Origin of the sequence: Amycolatopsis sp. NPDC051061 (assembly GCF_040682935.1) — a bacterium.
Classification (GTDB): domain Bacteria; phylum Actinomycetota; class Actinomycetes; order Mycobacteriales; family Pseudonocardiaceae; genus Amycolatopsis.
The window spans coordinates 1-16,134 of record NZ_JBFBBZ010000054.1 but is presented as its reverse complement, the minus strand read 5'-3'; the positions used below and the strand labels follow the sequence as shown (position 1 = coordinate 16,134).

General features: G+C 70.6%; 13 protein-coding genes. 5 read left to right on the top strand and 8 right to left on the bottom strand.

The features are described from left to right. Positions 1-15: 15 nt before the first annotated feature. Genes AB0N03_RS43500 through AB0N03_RS43475 form a run of 6 tightly spaced genes read right to left on the bottom strand, consistent with a single transcriptional unit; the run spans position 16 to position 7,930 of the window. Positions 16-741: an ABC transporter ATP-binding protein gene (locus tag AB0N03_RS43500; RefSeq protein ID WP_364385628.1), complete on the bottom strand. Its 726-nt coding sequence runs from the start codon at positions 739-741 to the stop codon at positions 16-18. Continuing rightward, on the bottom strand, positions 738-2,564 hold the full coding sequence (locus AB0N03_RS43495; RefSeq protein WP_364385625.1) for a branched-chain amino acid ABC transporter ATP-binding protein/permease: 1,827 nt from the start codon (positions 2,562-2,564) through the stop codon (positions 738-740). The genes AB0N03_RS43500 and AB0N03_RS43495 overlap by 4 nt, the downstream gene beginning before the upstream one ends. Then, a complete protein-coding gene (locus AB0N03_RS43490; RefSeq protein WP_364385622.1) occupies positions 2,561-3,430 on the bottom strand; it encodes a branched-chain amino acid ABC transporter permease in 870 nt (289 codons plus the stop codon). The genes AB0N03_RS43495 and AB0N03_RS43490 overlap by 4 nt, the downstream gene beginning before the upstream one ends. A gap of 59 nt (positions 3,431-3,489) precedes the next feature. After that, positions 3,490-4,638 (bottom strand): ABC transporter substrate-binding protein, encoded by a 1,149-nt coding sequence (locus tag AB0N03_RS43485; RefSeq protein ID WP_364385620.1) that lies wholly within the window; start codon positions 4,636-4,638, stop codon positions 3,490-3,492. Positions 4,639-4,670: 32 nt separating this feature from the next. Beyond that, positions 4,671-6,416, bottom strand: a complete 1,746-nt coding sequence (locus tag AB0N03_RS43480) for a thiamine pyrophosphate-binding protein (protein ID WP_364385617.1) — start codon at positions 6,414-6,416, stop codon at positions 4,671-4,673. Between the two features lie 35 nt (positions 6,417-6,451). Further along, a complete protein-coding gene (locus AB0N03_RS43475; protein WP_364385614.1) occupies positions 6,452-7,930 on the bottom strand; it encodes an aldehyde dehydrogenase family protein in 1,479 nt (492 codons plus the stop codon). A gap of 163 nt (positions 7,931-8,093) precedes the next feature. On the opposite strand from AB0N03_RS43475, the gene AB0N03_RS43470 reads away from it, so the two are divergent. From AB0N03_RS43470 to AB0N03_RS43455, 4 genes are read left to right on the top strand one after another with little or no spacing between them, the layout of a single operon-like run. Further along, on the top strand, positions 8,094-8,879 hold the full coding sequence (locus AB0N03_RS43470) for an IclR family transcriptional regulator (protein WP_364385611.1): 786 nt from the start codon (positions 8,094-8,096) through the stop codon (positions 8,877-8,879). Between the two features lie 38 nt (positions 8,880-8,917). Then, positions 8,918-10,147, top strand: coding sequence for a CoA transferase (locus tag AB0N03_RS43465; protein ID WP_364385608.1), 1,230 nt, complete (start codon positions 8,918-8,920; stop codon positions 10,145-10,147). A 1-nt stretch (position 10,148) separates the two neighbouring features. Next, complete coding sequence (locus AB0N03_RS43460) at positions 10,149-10,955, top strand: citryl-CoA lyase (protein ID WP_364385605.1); 807 nt, start codon at positions 10,149-10,151, stop codon at positions 10,953-10,955. After that, a complete protein-coding gene (locus AB0N03_RS43455; RefSeq protein WP_364385602.1) occupies positions 10,952-12,634 on the top strand; it encodes an FAD-dependent oxidoreductase in 1,683 nt (560 codons plus the stop codon). Before AB0N03_RS43460 ends, AB0N03_RS43455 begins: the two co-directional genes overlap by 4 nt. Before the next feature lie 89 nt (positions 12,635-12,723). Here AB0N03_RS43455 and AB0N03_RS43450 read toward each other — a convergent pair whose 3' ends face one another. Then, positions 12,724-13,308: a TetR/AcrR family transcriptional regulator gene (locus AB0N03_RS43450; RefSeq protein WP_364385599.1), complete on the bottom strand. Its 585-nt coding sequence runs from the start codon at positions 13,306-13,308 to the stop codon at positions 12,724-12,726. Between the two features lie 101 nt (positions 13,309-13,409). On the opposite strand from AB0N03_RS43450, the gene AB0N03_RS43445 reads away from it, so the two are divergent. Beyond that, complete coding sequence (locus AB0N03_RS43445) at positions 13,410-14,459, top strand: aldo/keto reductase (protein WP_364385596.1); 1,050 nt, start codon at positions 13,410-13,412, stop codon at positions 14,457-14,459. Between the two features lie 61 nt (positions 14,460-14,520). Here the strand turns inward: AB0N03_RS43445 and AB0N03_RS43440 are convergent, their stop codons facing one another. Further along, complete coding sequence (locus AB0N03_RS43440) at positions 14,521-15,960, bottom strand: non-reducing end alpha-L-arabinofuranosidase family hydrolase (protein WP_364385593.1); 1,440 nt, start codon at positions 15,958-15,960, stop codon at positions 14,521-14,523. Between the last annotated feature and the right edge of the window lie 174 nt (positions 15,961-16,134).

Here is a 16,134-nt window from a genome sequence, read left to right as displayed (position 1 = left end):
TTTCGCACGCGGTCGTCAGAGTCCGAGGTAGATCTGCCGGACCAGCGGATCGTGGGCCAGCTCGGCCGAGCTGCCGGTCATCGCGATCCGCCCGTTCTCCATGACCACGCAGGTTTCCGTCGCCTCGAAGGTCAGCTTCGCGTTCTGCTCCACCAACAGCAGCCCGAGCCCCGAAGCCGACAGCCGCTGCAGCGTGCCGAGGATCTCCTCGACCAGCTTCGGGGACAGGCCCATCGACGGCTCGTCCAGCAGCACCAGCCTCGGCTCGGACATCAGCGCGCGCCCGATGGCCAGCATCTGCTGCTGACCGCCCGACAGCGCCCCGGCCAGCCGGTGCTGCATCTCGCCCAGCACCGGGAACATCTCGTAGACCTCTTGGAGCGTCTCCCGCGTTTTGCCCTTCCACGACCGCAGGTAGGCGCCGAGCAGCAGGTTCTTCTCCACCGTCAAGCCGGTGAACACGTGCCGGCCCTCCGGCACGTAACCGATGCCGTGGCGCACCATGTCCTTCGGCTTCACCTTGGTCAGGTCCCGGTCGCCGAGGCGGAACGTGCCGACCTTGCGGGGCACCAGCCCCATCAGCGCCTTCAACGTCGACGTCTTCCCGGCGCCGTTCGCCCCGATGATGCCGAGGCAGCGGCCGGCCCCGACGGTGAACGACACGGAGTTGACCGCCCGGACCCCGCCGTAGTGCACGGCGAGGTCCTCCACGACCAGGTCGCCTCGGGTCTCGGGGTTCACGGCAACGCCTCCGTTTCCACGGCTTCCACGACTTCGGCCGTGCTGAACGAGTCGCCGAGGTAGGCCTCGATCACCTCGGGGCGCACGGCGACCTCCGCCGGGGTGCCTTCGGCGATCACCCGGCCGCTCGCCAGCACCGTGACCCGGTCGCACAGGGACATCACCAGGCTCATGTTGTGTTCGATCAGCACCACCGTCACGCCGCTGTCGCGGATGGACCGCACGATCTCCTGCAGCTGCCCGACCTCCTGCCCGTTGAGGCCCGCCGCGGGCTCGTCGAGGAGCAGCAGGCTGGGCTCGGCGGCCATGGCCCGGGCGAGTTCGACGCGCCGCTGGATGCCGTAGGGGAGAGAACGCGGCGCGGCCTCGGCGAAATCGGTCAGGCCGAAGCGGTCGAGCAGGTCCGCCGAGGCCCGCCGGAGCCGGCGTTCGTGCTGCCAGATGCCGATCGGCCACACCACGTACCGCCACGCCGCCCGCATCGGGGTGCGGTCGAGGGCCACCAGGAGGTTCTCCTCGACCGTCATCTCCCCGAACAGGCGCAGGTTCTGGAAGGTCCGCGACATCCCCTGGTGCGAGAGCTGGTACGGCCGCCGGCCGACGAGCTGCCGTCCGTCGAACGTCGCCGTGCCGCCGCTCGCGGTGTAGATCCCGCTGATCACGTTGAACAGCGTGGTCTTGCCGGAGCCGTTGGGCCCGACGATGCCGCGGATCTCGCCGGGCTCGACCGACAGCGTCACGCCGTCGAGGGCACGCAGCCCGCGAAACTGCTTGCTGATCCCCGAGATCTCCAGCGAGCCGGACGCGGACTCCTCCGTGGCCGGCTCGTACGGCCGGAACGCGGCGAGCGCCCCCGGTGCCCGGTGCCGCCGTCGCCGGATCGCCGTCCGGATCCGCTGGGGGAGCCCGGCCAGGCCGGTGGGCGCGAACACGACCATCAGCACCACGACGGAGCCGTAGCCCAGCTGCGCGTAGATGGAGAAGTCGACCAGCGCCTCCCGCACCAGCGCGAGCGCGATCGCGCCGATCACGCAGCCGATGATGCTCTGCCGGCCGCCGATGATGACCATCGCGAGCAGCAGGAACATGTTGGCCACGCTGAAGGACTCGGGCGCGATGTAGTGGATCAGCCCGGCGTAGAGGATCCCGGCCGCGCCACCGTAGACGCTCGCGGCGAGGAACGCCGTCATGCGCAGCAGGGGCACGGGAGCGCCGACCGCGCCCGCGGCCAGCGAGTCGTCGCGCATCGCCCGCAACCGCCGGCCGAGCGCGGTGCGGACGAGGAAGAGCGCGAACCCGATGGCGAGCGCGAAGACGATCAGCTCGAAGTAGTAGTACAGGTACTCGTTGGTCAGGTCGATCCCGAACGCCGGCGGGGCCGGGATCCCGTTGATGCCCGACGCGCCGCCGGCGACCTGGGCGTTGGTGACCCAGTTGGTGAAGGCCAGGGCGAGTCCGAGGGTGACGATGCCGAGGTAGTGCGACTGGACCCGCAACGCCGGGATCCCGACGAAGAGCCCGGCCAGCGCGGTGGCGAGCATCGCGAGCACGGCCGAGACCCAGAAGCCGAGGCCCGAGTTCGTCGTGAAGATCGCCAAGGCGTAGGAGCCGATGCCGAAGAACGCGACCTGGGCGAGGTTGATCTGCCCGGCCACGCCCATGGCCAGGCCGAGGCCGACGGCCAGCAGCGCGAAGACCACGGCGATGTTGATGACGTGGATGCCGTAGGTGTCCAGGCCGTAGGGCAGGAACCAGGCGGCGACGGCGATCGCGGCGGCCGCGAGCACCTTGATCGCGGCCGGTCTGGTGCGCAGGAGGCTCATGCCCGGTTCACCGTCCGTTCGCCGAAGAACCCGGTCGGCCGGATCATGATGATGACCGTGAAGGCGAGGAACACCACCAGGTCCGAATAGCCCTGGAACTGGCCGGAGGCGTACGAGTCGAGCAAGCCGATGGCGAGCCCGCCCGCGATGGCGCCGCCGATGTTGCCGAAGCCGCCGAGGATGGCCGCGGCGAAGCCCTTGATGCCCAGCGTGCCGCCGAGGGTGGGGCTGACGTAGAGCAGCGGGCCGACCAGCCCGCCGGCGAGGGCGGCCAGGCCCGCGCCGATCGCGAACGCGATGGCGTTGCTGCGTCCGACGTGGATGCCGACGGCCGTCGCGGCTTCGTGGTCCATGGCCACCGCCTGCATGGCGGCCCCGCGCTTGGTGCGCTGCAGGAACAGCAGGAGCAGCACCGTGGCGACGGCGGCGATGCCGAGCACCACGAGGTTGTAGGTGCGGACGCGCACGCCGAAGAGATCCAGCGGCCCTGAGTCGACCGGCGTCGGGACCGCGTGCCCGGTGGCACCCCAGATGATCGTGGCGAGCGCCTCCAGCACCACCCCGAAGCCGATCGTGCCGATCAGCATCAGGTCGAAGTCCTTGTTCTCCAGCGGGCGCAGCACGCGCTCCATGACCAGCGCGATGAGCCCGGTGACCACCATGGCGACGACGATGGCGAGGATGAACGGGAGCCGTGAGGACATGTAGAAGGTCGATGCCGCGTAAGCGCCGACCATGACCACCTGGCCGTGGGCGAAGTTCACCAGGCCCATGGTGCGGTAGACGATCGAGAAGCCCATCGCGACGAGGGCGTAGACGGCTCCGAAGCTGAGCCCGCCGACGAGCGTCTGGAGCAGAACTTGCATGAGGGGTCCTTTCACCGGCAGGGGGCCGCACTCCGGCGGCGCGGCCCCCTGGAGGCGGATCAGCTGGCGGGAGCCGCGACGAGCTTGCCGCCGGTGATGACACCGATCGACGTGGCGTGGATGCCGACACCGGTTTGGTCGAACGTGAAGTTCCCGAGCAGTCCGGGGTACTTCGTGCCGCGGATGGCGTCGGCCAGCTGCTGGCCGGTGGCGCCGTTCGACGTCTTCAGCGCGGTGAGGAAGATGCTGGTGCCGTCGTAGGCCTTGGCCCCGTGCAGTTCCGCGTCTTCGTTGTACGCCGCCTTGTACGCCTGGGCGAACTGGCGGGCCGCGTCGCTGGTTTCGTTGCTGAGGTACGGGCTGCTCACGACCGTGCCTTCGGCGTTGCTCGCGCCGGCCGTGGTGAGGTACACCGTCGTGCCCATCGGAGCGGCGCCGGCGATGGTCGCGGTGATGCCCAGCTCGCGGGCCTGCTTGACGATGAGCCCCGCCTCGACCTCCTCGGTCCCGACGAACAGCACCTGCGGGTTCTTCTGGCGGATGGAGGTCAGCGCGGCGCTGAAGTCCTTCTGGTCGGTGGTGACGACCTGGTCGTCGACCGGCGTGACCCCGCGACCGGCGAGCACCTTGCCGAACGCGTCGTGCTCACCCTTGCCGTAGGAGCCGTTGTTCGTGATGAACGCGATGTTCTTCTGGCCCTTCTGGTCCACCAGGTACTTGCCGAGCGTCTCGTCGTAGGTCGTGCTCGTCGGCCCGTTGAGGAACTGGAACGGGCTCTTCACCGCGATGATGGCCGGCGACTGCCCGGAGGTGATGCTCGGGATCTTCGACTGCTGCAGGACGGGCGCCATCGCCACGGTGACCGCGCTCTCGGCGGTGCCGATCATCGCGAGGTAGCCCTCGCTGGCGATCTTGCGCGCCAGGTTGGTGCCCACGGTCGGGTCGCCGGCGTCGTCGAAGACGTCGAGCTGGATCTTGCGGCCGTTCACGCCGCCCTTGGCGTTCCACTGGTCCACGGCCAGCTTCGCGCCCTTGTACTCCCACGCGCCGAGCGAGCTGAGCTGGCCGCTCTGCGCGTTCACCACCGCGATCTTGATCGGGCCGCTGCTGTCCGATGTGGACGGCGACGAGCCGCCGGGTGCGCTGCAGGCGGCCGCGGCGAGCACGGTCATCGACGCGAGGAGCAGTCTGATTCCGGGTCGGTTCATGGGGGACACTCCGTTGTGTGCGGTGGCGGGGATCATTCGAAGACGCCTTGGTAGATGTCGTTGATGTTCCAGTGCCCTGGCGTCGGCACCGGCTCGTTGACCATGGGGACGTCGAGCACGGCCGGGCGCCGGTTCGCGATCGCCTCGCGCAGTGCGGTTCTGAAGCCGTCCGGGCTTTCGACGGTGTAGCCGTCGGCGCCGCAGGACCGGCCGAAGGCGGCGAAGTCGGGGGAGAAGGGGTTGCCGTCGCGGTCGCGGAACTCGCAGCCGAAGCTCCGGCCGAAGTTGTGGGCCTGCAGGTCCGCGATGGTGCCGTGCGCTTTGTTGTTCATCACCACGAACAGCACGGGCAGTCCCCGCTCGACGGCCAGCGGCACGGCGGGCAGCTGGGCGCTCATCCCGCCGTCGCCGACCAGCGCGACGACGACGCGGTCGGGCTGGGCCAGCTGCACGCCGACCGCGGCCGCCGGGCCGAAGCCCATCGTGGACGCGCCACCGGGGGTGATGAACCGCCCCTCTTCGGGCAGCTCGTAGCACTGGGCCACGCCGTTCTTGTTCCACCCGACGTCGGTGACCAGCACGGCGTCCGCGGGCAGCGTGGTGCGCAGGTCTTCCAGGATCCGCTCGGGCCGCAGCGGGAAATCGGTGCTGCGGCCGCGTTCCTGGCTCGCGGCGAACAGCTCGGCGCGGACCGTGCCGATCTGCTCGCGGACGTCGGACCGCTCGACGGGCTCGGCCACCAAGCCCTTGACGGCGGCGGTGATCGCCGGCACCGCGTGGTTCACGTCGGCGACCGCGCCGATCTCGACGGGGTAGTTGCGGCCGATCTCGGCCGCGTCGAGGTCGACCTGGATCAGCCGGCCCGGCGGGAACGCCCAGGTGTACTCCGAGTTCCACGAACTGGCGTCGGTCTCGGCGAACCGCGTCGCCAGCGCCAGGACGACGTCGGCCTTGCGGGTGTACTCGTTGGTCAGCTCGAGCCCCCAGAACCCGGTCATGCCCATCACGAGGGGGTGGCGGTCGGGCAGGGTGCCCTTGGCCATCAGGGAGTGCGCCACCGGGATGTCCAGGTGCTCGACCAGTTCGAGCAGCGCGGCCCGTCCTTCCGGTGAGCGGAGGCCGCCGCCGAGGTAGACGAGCGGGCGTTCGGCACCGGCCAGGACCTGCGCGATCCGGTGGGCGTCGGCGTCCGACAGCGCGGGCTTCGCCGTGTGTGCGACGAGCGGGTATTCGACGAGCGGGACTTCGCGGGAGAAGTGGTCCATCGGGACGCTGAGCAGCACGGCGCCCGGACGGCCCGAGGTCGCCGTCCAGAACGCGCGCTCGGTGAACCGGGCGAGGTCCTCGGCGCGGTGCACCTGCCAGGCCCGCTTGACGAACGGGCGGTAGATGGCGGTCTGGTCGGCGTCGGCGTGCAGGTTGACTTCCTGGTGCGGGTGCCGGCCGTGGAAGTAGGACGGGATGTCGCCGGAGATGGTGATCAGCGGCACCGAGTCGAACGCCGCGGTGGCCACGCCGGTGACCGCGTTCATCATGCCGGGGCCGACGTGCACCAGCAGGACGCCGGGCTTGCCGGTGGCGCGGGCATAGCCGTCGGCGGCGTGGGCGGCGGCCTGCTCGTGGCGGGCCATCACGAAGTCGATGCGGCTGCGGCCCAAGGCGTCCAGGAACGCGATGTTCGTGTGCCCGCACAGGCCGAAGACGTACTCGACGCCGTAGGACTCCAGCTGGCGGACGAGCGCTTCGGCGGCGGTGATGGTCGCGGCGGGGTGGGTCATCGAGGTCGAACTCCTCGGTCGCTCGGCGGTTCCGGTCACTGCTCGCCCCAGATCGACAGGCCGCGCAGCACGAGGGTCTTGACGACGGTGTAGTCGTCGATCATGGGGCCGGGGGATTCGCGGCCGAAGCCGGAGTCCTTGACCCCGCCGAAGGGCACGTGGTCGAGCCGGAAGTTGGACGACCCGTTGACGATCAGGCCGCCGACCTGCAGGTCCCGCCAGGCGGTGAAGATCGCGGCGACGTCCTGGGTGAAGATCCCGGCCTGGAGCCCGAACCGGCTGGCGTTGCACGAGGCGATGACGGTGCCGAGGTCGTCGAAGGGCAGCACGGCGACCAGCGCGCCGAAGACCTCCTCGACGACAACTGTCGCGTCCGGCGCGGGGTCGGCGACGATCGTGGGCCGCAGCGTCGCCCCGTCACGAGTCCCGCCCAGCAGCACCCGCGCGCCCCCGGCCGCCGCCTCGGCGGTCCACTTCTCGACGCGGGCCGCGGCCTCGTCGTCGACCATCGAGCCGATATCGGTGGCCGGGTCGAGCGGGTCGCCGACCTTCAGGCCTTCGACCTCGGTGCGGAAGGCGGCGAGGAAGTCGTCGAACCGGCTGCGGTGCACGTAGACCCGCTGGACGGAGATGCAGCTCTGGCCGGAGTTGCTGTAGCCGGTGCGCGCGCAGGTCCGCGCGGCGAGCGCGAGGTCGGCGTCCGCGCACACGAGTGTCGCGGCGTTGCCGCCCAGTTCGAGGACCAGCCGCTTCGCTCCGGCGGCCCGGGCGACCGCGTTGCCGGTTTCGGCGCTGCCGGTGAAGCTGATGACGGCGACTTCGCGGGCCGCGCAGAGTGCGGCGCCGACGTCTCCGCCGCCGTGCAGCAGCTGGACCGCTTCCGGTGGCATGCCCGCTTCGAGCAGGAGCGCGACGACGGCGGCGGTCGTGGCCGGCGCCTGCGGTGGGGCCTTGACGAGCGTGGTGTTGCCCGCGGCGAAGGAGGCGCCCAGCTTGTGGGCGAGCAGGTTCGCGGGGGCGTTGAACGGGGTGATCGCCAAGGCCACCCCGGCCGGGGCGCGGTAGGTCAGCGCCGTGTTCCCGGTCCCGCGCGCCCAGCCGGCGACCGGCAGGTTCTCGCCGCCGATGCGGCGGGTTTCCGCGGCGCAGACGGCGAAGGTGTCGGCGACCCGGTCGAGCTCGCCTCGCCCGTCCTTGAGCGGCTTCCCGAGTTCGAGGGCGATGAGCCGGGCGATGTCGTCCCGGTGGTCTTCGGCCAGCCGCGCGGCGCGCTCCAGGATCGCCGCGCGGGTGGCCGGCGCCAGCCGCGCGACGGCGGGCGCGGACTCGGCGGCGTAGCGGACCGCGTGGGCAACTTGGTCATCGTCCGCGGTGAACGACGTGGTGACCACTTTTCGCTGGTAGGGGCCGATGCGCTCGGCCGGCGATCCGGCGCGGGACCACTGCCCGGCGACGAACGCGGCGGCCTCGGCCGGGGTATCGGATTTCGCGGCTTCGAGGATCTGCTCCAGCACCGCCACACTCCCTTGTGAACCATCAAACGGCACATCTGGACCGCTCTGCGGACTCCGTGTAACGTACGGTCAGCCGCCCACCGGTGGCAAGAGAGGGATCCGAACTCGTTGTGAACTGGTCCGCCGGCCGGGGACCCGCAACGGAACGAAGGGGTAGGCAGAGATGAAGGACGACGGTGCCGACGAACGAGAGGGCTCACCCGGCGAAGGGGGCGTGCGAAGCGTCCAGCGCGCGTTGGACATCCTCGGGTTGCTGACCGACGAGCGGCCCGCCGTGACGATCTCCGACATCGTGAAAGCGACCGGTCTCGCGAAGACGACGGCGATCCGGCTGGCCCAGACGCTGGAGCTGAACGGCCTGCTGTGGTCGACCAGCAAGGGCTACATGGCCGGACCCGGGCTGTGGCGGTGGGCGCACCTCGCCCGGCAGAGCTGGGAACTGCCGGCGGAGATGATGCAGCTGATGCGCGAGCTCGGCGATCGTCAGCGGGAGACGGTGAACCTCTACGTCCGGCGGGACATGTACCGGGTTTGCGTGGCCCAGCAGGAAAGCCCGCAGCCGCTTCGGCACGTCGTGCGGGTCGGTGACGAACTTCCGCTGTGGGGCGGTGCTTCGTCGAAAGTCTTGCTCCGCGACGCTTCTCCTGCTTTGCTGAAGCGGATCGCGCGCAGTTCCCCCGGTGGCGTCGACCAGACCGACAGTATCCACAAAGGACTGTCCGAAGCGGCCGACCAGGGGTACGCGGTGAGTCACGGCGAACGCGAGGCGGGCCTGTCGGCCGTGGCGGTTCCCGTGCTCGGCAAGAGCGGTTCCGTCGCCGCCGCGTTGTCGCTGAGCGGCCCCACCGTCCGATTCTCCGAAGACCGGATCGCCGAGTTCGTCGCCGACCTCCTCGAGTCCGCTTCGCGGATGAGCGAGCGGGGCTTCGACCATCCGTTCGCCGGCTGACTCCGGCCGGGGCTCGTCGTCTGGTGCAAGGAGAGGGAATGACGAAAAGACCGCTTCGCGGTATCCGGGTGCTCGACCTGACCAACGTCCTCGCCGGACCGTACTGCAGTTACCAGCTGATGCTGTTCGGTGCCGAGGTGGTCAAGGTCGAGCTGCCGGGGTCGGGCGACCTCGCCCGGAACCTGGGGCCGGACGCGGTCCTGAACCGGGCCGGGATCGGCACGTCGTTCCTGGCGCAGAACGCCGGCAAGAAGTCGATCGAGCTGAACCTCAAGGACGGTGGGCAACGAGCGCTGTTCGAGGACCTGGTCCGCGGCGCGGACGTCGTCCTCGAAAACTACCGGGCGGGCGTGCTCGACCGCCTCGGGTTCGGCTGGAAACGCTTGCGGGCCCTCAATTCCGGGTTGGTGTACTGCGCCATCTCGGGGTTCGGCCAGAGCGGCCCGATGAGCCAGGCGCCGGCGTACGACCAGATCATCCAAGGCCTCTCGGGCATGATGAGCGTGACCGGAACGCCCGAAACCGCGCCGCTGCGCGTGGGGTTCCCGGTCTCGGACACCGTCGGCGGCCTGATGGCCGCCCTCGCGATCTCGGCGGCCCTGGTCGGCCGGGACCGCTCGGGCGAAGGGTGTTTCCTGGACCTGTCGATGCTCGAAGCGTCCATTTCGGCCATGGGCTGGGCGGTGTCGAACTACGTCATCAGCGGTGTCGCGCCGGTGCCGATGGGCCGGGACAACGCCACCGCCGCACCCTCGGGCACGTTCTTCGCCGCGGACGGGCCGCTGAACATCGCGGCGAACCGGCAGGAGCAGTTCACCACCTTGTGCACGCTGGTGGGACGGCCCGACCTGATCACGGATGCCCGGTTCGCCGACCGGGAAGACCGCAAGGCCCACCGCGCGGATCTCGACGCGGAGCTGAACCAGGCCTTGGGCGCCCGGCCCGCTCTGGAATGGGAGCGCCTGCTTTCCGACGCGGGCGTTCCGGCGGCCAGGATCCTCACGGTGCCGCAAGCGATCGAGTCCGAACAGCTCACGCACCGCGGGTTCTTCACGGAGCTGCCGTTCCCCGGCCAGGCCGAACGGACCTTGCGTGCCAGCGGCAACGGCGTCCTGCTCGACGGCGAGCCGCTGCGGCCGAGTGCGCGACCGCCGCTGCTCGGGGAACACAACGACGAAGCGGTCGAGCTCGCTCGCCGGTGGAACACCGGCACCGCCATTCCCCGGCCGGCACCGGAACCGTCGCTCGCCCCCGCGGACAAGGACTGAGATGGCTGACGAAGCAACCGTGGGCGACGTCGCGGACTGGTGGGCCACCGCGATCTGCCGGATGGCACCCGGCGTCGTCGAACTGCGCGGCAAGCCCGTGCAGGAGCTGATCGGCTCCCACGGCTTCGTCGCCACGATCTGGTTGATGGTGCGGGGATCGAGTCCGCATCCCCGGGAGGCCGCGCTGCTCGAAGCCGCGATGGTCGCGTCGGTCGACCACGGTCCGCAGGCCCCGTCCATCGCGATCGCCCGGATGACCGCGACCTGCGGGGTCGGCCTCAACAACGCGATGGCGTCCGGGGTGAACGCGCTGGGTGACTCCCACGGCGGTGCCGGGCAGCAGTGCGTGGAGCTGCTGTCGGCGATCGTCGAGCGCGAGGCCGCCGGGGATCCGCTGGAGGCCGCCACCGAGGCCGTCGTGGCGGAGTTCCGTGAGCACAGCCGTTATGTGCCCGGTTTCGGTCACCGTTTCCACCCGCGCGATCCGCGCCGCGACCCCCTGCTGGCGCTGGTGGACGAGGCCGTCGCCGACGGAGTCGTCGAGGGGAAGTTCCTGCGTGCCGCGCTCGCCGTCGAAGCGTCGCTGAACCGAGGGCGGGCCAAGCCCGTGCCGATGAACATCGACGGCGCCACCGCGGTGATCTACGCCGAGCTGGGCTTTCCGGCGCCCTTGGCGCGCGGGCTGTTCGTGCTGAGCCGCAGCGTCGGGATCCTCGCCCACGCCTGGGAAGAGACGACGCAGGGCCGGCGCAACAAGGGGCCGATGCCGACGTCGATCCTGCCGACGGCGCTCCCGGCCGGGTCGTGACCACCGCGGAACACGAGACCGACCTGCTCGTCCTCGGGTCCGGCGCGGCCGGCCTGGCGGCGGCCGTCGTCGCGGCCGCCGAGGGCTTTTCCGTGCTGGTGCTGGAAAAGACGGAGTGGCTCGGCGGAACCAGCGCCTACTCGGCGGGCACCTGCTGGATCCCCGGGCACCGGCACCAGGCCGACCCGGTCGCCGACACCGAAGCGGCCCGCCGGTACCTCGACGCGCTCGTCGGCGACCGTGCGCCGCGGGACCTGCGGGAGGCTTATCTGCGGCACGGGCCGGAGGTGATCGACCACCTCGAACGGCTCGGCATCGGCTTCTGGCACTCGGCGAGCGTGGTCGATTACCACCCGGAACTGCCCGGCGCCGGAATCGGCCGGGCGCTCGAGCCACGCGTGTTCGACGGACGCCGGCTGGGCCGGTGGCGCTTCGACCGCGTCCGCTGGCCGGTGCGGGAGTTCGCGCTGTTCGGCGGGACTCTCATGCTCCGCCGGCGCGAGGCCGACCAGCTGCTGAAGGTGTTCGACGGGTCGGTGCGCGGTATGGCCGTGGCGCTCCGCCTCGGCGCGCGCTGGGCGCGTGACCGCCTGAGCCACCGGCGCGGGACCCGCCTGACGATGGGCAACGCGCTCGTCGCCGCCCTCTGCGACCAGCTCGTCCGCCGAGGCGGCGAGGTCTGGTTCACCGCTCGCACCACGGAACTGCGGACCGACGACGCCGGCGGCGTGACGGGCGCTGTCGTGTCCCACCGCGGACGGACGGTGCGCATCGCCGCCCGCCGCGGGGTCGTCCTGGCGGGCGGCGGATTCTCGGCGAGCCCGGAACTGCGTGCCGAGTACCTGCCCTCGCCGGTACCGCAGTTCACCCCGGCGGCCGAAGGCGCCACCGGCGACACGTTCGCCTTGGCCCGGTCCGTCGGCGCCGCGCTGGCCGAACCCCGCGACGACAACGCGTTGTGGTTCCCGAGTTCGATCGGCCGCCGGAAGGACGGGTCCACGGCGGTCTTCCCGCACATCTGGGACCGCGCGAAGCCCGGCATCGTGGCGGTGAACGCCGCGGGCCGCCGGTTCGTGGACGAGTCGGTGTCCTACCACCGCTTCACCCGGGCGATGTACGCCGGGCAGGACGCGATCCCGGCGTGGCTGGTGCTCGACGCGGACACGCTGAAGCGCTACGGACTGGGGTTGATCCGCCCGCACGCCCGCCCGGCGGTGCTCCGCCGGCACCTCGGCGACGGATATCTCCACAGTGGACAGACACCGGCGGAGCTGGCGCGAGCGATCGGCGTCGACCCCGCCGGACTGGCGGAGACGGTCGCCGCGGCGAATCGGGCGGCACGCGACGGCGTCGACGAGTTCGGAAAGGGACAGAGCCCGTACGGCCGCCAATACGGTGATCCGGCTCATCGTCCCCACGCGAACCTCGGTACCGTCGAGAGACCGCCGTATTACGCGATCGCGGTGGTCCCGACCCCGCTGGCGACGGCCTTGGGCTTGCGCACCAGCGTCGACGCCGAAGTCCTCGACGGCCGTGGTGAGCCGATCTCGCGGCTCTACGCGTGCGGTAACGACGCCGCGTCGATGACCGCCTCCGAGTACCCGGGCGCCGGGTGCCAGATCGGAGCGGGCCTGGTCTTCGGCTACCTCGCCGCCCACCACGCCCGGCCGTCCTCATGACGGCGGCGTGAGATCCCGGCAGAGGACCGGGGGAAGCTGCGCCCCGCAGATCGTGGACCAGGCGTTCCCGCTGCCGGCGACCGGCACGTTCAGAGCGGCCGGGGTGCCGCTTGCAGGCCGGAGAACACAGCGGCGATCAACCGCCGTCCCTGGGCGGCGCCCTCGGCGTCGTTCGCGACGCGCCACAAGAAGCTCATCAGCAGGATGATGTCCGCCGGATCGTGCCCGGGGGCGATGGTGCCCTCCGCGACGCACGCGTCGACCAGCTTCGCGACCGCCGCGGTGGCCGGAGCCCAGGAGGCGCTGACCACGTCCTGGGCCGCGGCGCCGTGCAGCGCGTCGCCGAGGCCGTGCTTGACGCGGATGTAGGCCGAGAGGGTCTCGAACCATTCGACGAACGCGGCCTTGGCCGAGGAATGCCGGGTCAGCACCTCCTCGGCGGTGGTGGTCAGGCGCTCGATGTCGTGCTGGTAGGTCGCGAGGATCAGGTCCTGCCGGGTGGGGAAGTGGCGGTACAGCGTTCCGGCGCCGACACCGGCGCGCTTGGCGACGTCGTTCAGCGGCACGAGCGGATCGTCCGCGAACAGGTCGTGGGCGGCTTCGATGATCGCGACACGGTTGCGCGCGGCGGCCATGCGCTGCGTGCCGTAGGTGCCCGGCGTCTGGTCGGTCATGCCTCGATGATGCCGCACGCTTTGACATGCGGAGAACTCTCCGCTAGTTTGGTGGCACTTGCGGAGAACTCTCCGCGTGTTCGTGTCCCCAGGAGACCCTCATGCGCTATGTGAAGCTCGGCACCACCGGCCTCGACGTCTCGCCCATCGCCATCGGCGCGATGACCTACGGTGAACCCGATCGCGGCCACCCCGTCTGGTCCCTGGGCGAAGACCGGTCCCGTCCGCTGATCAAGCACGCCCTGGACGCGGGCATCAACTTCTTCGATACCGCGAACATGTACTCGAACGGCTCCAGCGAGGAGATCCTCGGGCGCGCGCTGAAGGACTTCGCCGACCGCGACGACGTGGTGATCGCCACCAAGCTGCGGCACCCGATGCGGCCCGGCCCCAACGGGAAGGGACTGTCCCGCAAGGCGATCATGACCGAGGTCGACCATTCCCTGCGGCGGCTCGGCACCGACTACATCGACCTCTACCAGGTCCACCGCAACGACCACGCGACGCCGCTGGAGGAGACCCTCGAGGCGCTGCACGACCTGGTCAAGGCGGGCAAGGTGCGTTACCTGGGTGCGTCGTCGATGTTCGCTTGGGAGTTCGCCAAGGCGCTGCACCTGCAGAAGCAGCACGGCTGGGCCCGGTTCGTGTCCATGCAGGACCACTACAACCTGCTCGCCCGCGAGGAAGAGCGCGAGATGATCCCGCTTTGCCTGGACGAGGGGGTCGGCACGATCATCTGGAGCCCCCTGGCCCGCGGCCGCCTGGCGCGCGCGTGGGACGACGCGAAGTCGACCGCACGCTCCGGCACCGACGGCGCCTACGCCGACGCGCTCTACTCGCCCGAGCAGGAGGCGTCGAACCACGCCATCATCGACGCGGTCGGGAAAGTCGCCGCCGAGCACGGCGTGAGCCGCGCGTCCGTCGCCCTGGCCTGGCTGCACCGTCAGTCCGTGGTGACCGCCCCGCTGGTCGGCGCCGGGTCGGTCGAGCAGATCGACGACGCGGTCGCGTCGCTGGACGTCGAGCTCACCGACGAGGACGTCCGCGCCCTCACCGCTCCCTACACGCCGCGGTACGACTGGCAGGGCGTCTCGGACGAGGCGACCATGGACGCGATCCGCGCCCGGGTCCCGGGAATGGCCCTGAAGTGAGGCCGCCGGAGCGGAACCCCAGCCGGCGGACGGCTGGGATTCCTCCCCGGAGCGGTGCCGGTCAGCGCTGCAGCGTCAGGACACCCGGCCGCCACGGCAGCTGGTCGTACGGACCGCCGGCGTTGGGCGACTTGCCCTGATAGAGCAACTGCAGGTTGCACGGGTCGACGGTCATGGTCTGGTCCGGGTTGGCGCGGACCAGGTCACCGTGACTGATGTCGTTGGTCCAGCTCGCGCCGCTGTTGGCCTTGCCCGCGAACGGGTTGCTTTCGCCGGCGGCCTGCGGGGTCCACGAACCGCTCAGGCTGCTCGCGGTGAACGAGCGGAAGTAGCGCCCGTTCGCGCCCATCGCCTCGACGATCATCAGGTACTGGCTCTGGCCCTGGACTTTGTACACCTGGACCGCCTCGAACAAGTTCGCCTGCGTGTCGCTCATGATCGTCGTGTACGACGAGCCGAAGCTGCCCGGGAAGTTCCCGATCGGCATGCTCGCCCGGTAGATCTTGCCGTTGTCCCCGGCGAAGAACAGATACATGCTCGAACCGTCCGCGATCAACGTCTGATCGATCGGCCCGGTCCCGGAACCGGAAATGCTGCCCGTGAACAGCGGCTGCGGCGCCGACCACCCGTTGGGATTGGTCGGGTCGCTCGATGTGCGGTAGATGAACGGCCAGGCACCCCATTGGTAGGCCAGCACCCAAATGTTCTTCGGCGCGAAGTAGAACAGCGTGGGCGCCACCGCGGCCTGATTCATCCCCGTCTGGCCCGCCGAGGCCATGTCCGACCAGTTCGTGAACGGGCTGAAGGCCATCGAGCCGTAGGACGAGCCCGAGACGTTGGACGCGTAGACGAGGTGCTTGCCGTTGTAGACGACATTGGTGAAGTCCTTGAGCGAGACCCACCCGTTCTTGGGCGTCGCCAGCACCCCGGTCGAGGACCAGCGGTAGGACGACGGGAGTGCGCAACTGCTGCCCCCACCGGTCGTGGTCGTGGTCGGGGTCGTCGGGGTCGTCGACAGGCCCGTCCACTTCTGGTTGCCGCCGCCGTGGCACGTCCAGAGTTCCACCGCGGTGCCGTTGGCCGTGCCGGCGCCGGTGACGTCGAGACAGAGCCCGGACTGGACCCCGGCCACCGTGCCGTCGGAGTTCAGCCGCCACTGCTGGTTGGCTCCGCCGTGGCAGGTCCAGATCTGGACCCGGGTGCCGGTGGTCGCGCCGCCGGGCACGTCCAGGCACTTGCTGCCGAACACTCTCAGCTCGCCGGCGGCGGTCGACGTCCATTGCTGGCCCGCGCCGCCCGAGCAGTCGTAGATCTGCAGGAGGGTGCCGTCGGTTTGGGTGGCGTTCGGGACATCCAGGCAGCGACCCGAACCGGCGCCGTGCAGGGCGCCGGTGACGTCGGCCAGGGCCGAGTTCGCGCCCAGCGTCACCGCCGACGCCGCCGCGACCGTCGCCGCGGCGGCGAGTGCGGCGATCCGGGGCCGGATACTTCTTCTGTTCATCACGATCTTCTCCCGGGCAAGTGTTATCGCTAACATTTTTGCCGTCGGGGGGGGGCCCCCGGGGGGGGGGCGCCCCCCCGCCGGGTGGGCCCCCCCCCGGGGGGGGGCCCGGGGGCGGGGGGGGGTGTGGGGTGGGGTGTGTGTGTTTGGGGGGCCCCCTGTTTTGGGGTTTTG

Coding starts and splice junctions, on each gene's coding strand:
- AB0N03_RS43495 (WP_364385625.1), bottom strand. CDS start 2,564: ATGAGCCTCCTGCGCACCAGACCGGCCGCGATCAAGGTGCTCGCGGCC.
- AB0N03_RS43490 (WP_364385622.1), bottom strand. CDS start 3,430: ATGCAAGTTCTGCTCCAGACGCTCGTCGGCGGGCTCAGCTTCGGAGCC.
- AB0N03_RS43485 (WP_364385620.1), bottom strand. CDS start 4,638: ATGAACCGACCCGGAATCAGACTGCTCCTCGCGTCGATGACCGTGCTC.
- AB0N03_RS43480 (WP_364385617.1), bottom strand. CDS start 6,416: ATGACCCACCCCGCCGCGACCATCACCGCCGCCGAAGCGCTCGTCCGC.
- AB0N03_RS43470 (WP_364385611.1), top strand. CDS start 8,094: ATGAAGGACGACGGTGCCGACGAACGAGAGGGCTCACCCGGCGAAGGG.
- AB0N03_RS43465 (WP_364385608.1), top strand. CDS start 8,918: ATGACGAAAAGACCGCTTCGCGGTATCCGGGTGCTCGACCTGACCAAC.
- AB0N03_RS43460 (WP_364385605.1), top strand. CDS start 10,149: ATGGCTGACGAAGCAACCGTGGGCGACGTCGCGGACTGGTGGGCCACC.
- AB0N03_RS43450 (WP_364385599.1), bottom strand. CDS start 13,308: ATGACCGACCAGACGCCGGGCACCTACGGCACGCAGCGCATGGCCGCC.
- AB0N03_RS43445 (WP_364385596.1), top strand. CDS start 13,410: ATGCGCTATGTGAAGCTCGGCACCACCGGCCTCGACGTCTCGCCCATC.
- AB0N03_RS43440 (WP_364385593.1), bottom strand. CDS start 15,960: ATGAACAGAAGAAGTATCCGGCCCCGGATCGCCGCACTCGCCGCCGCG.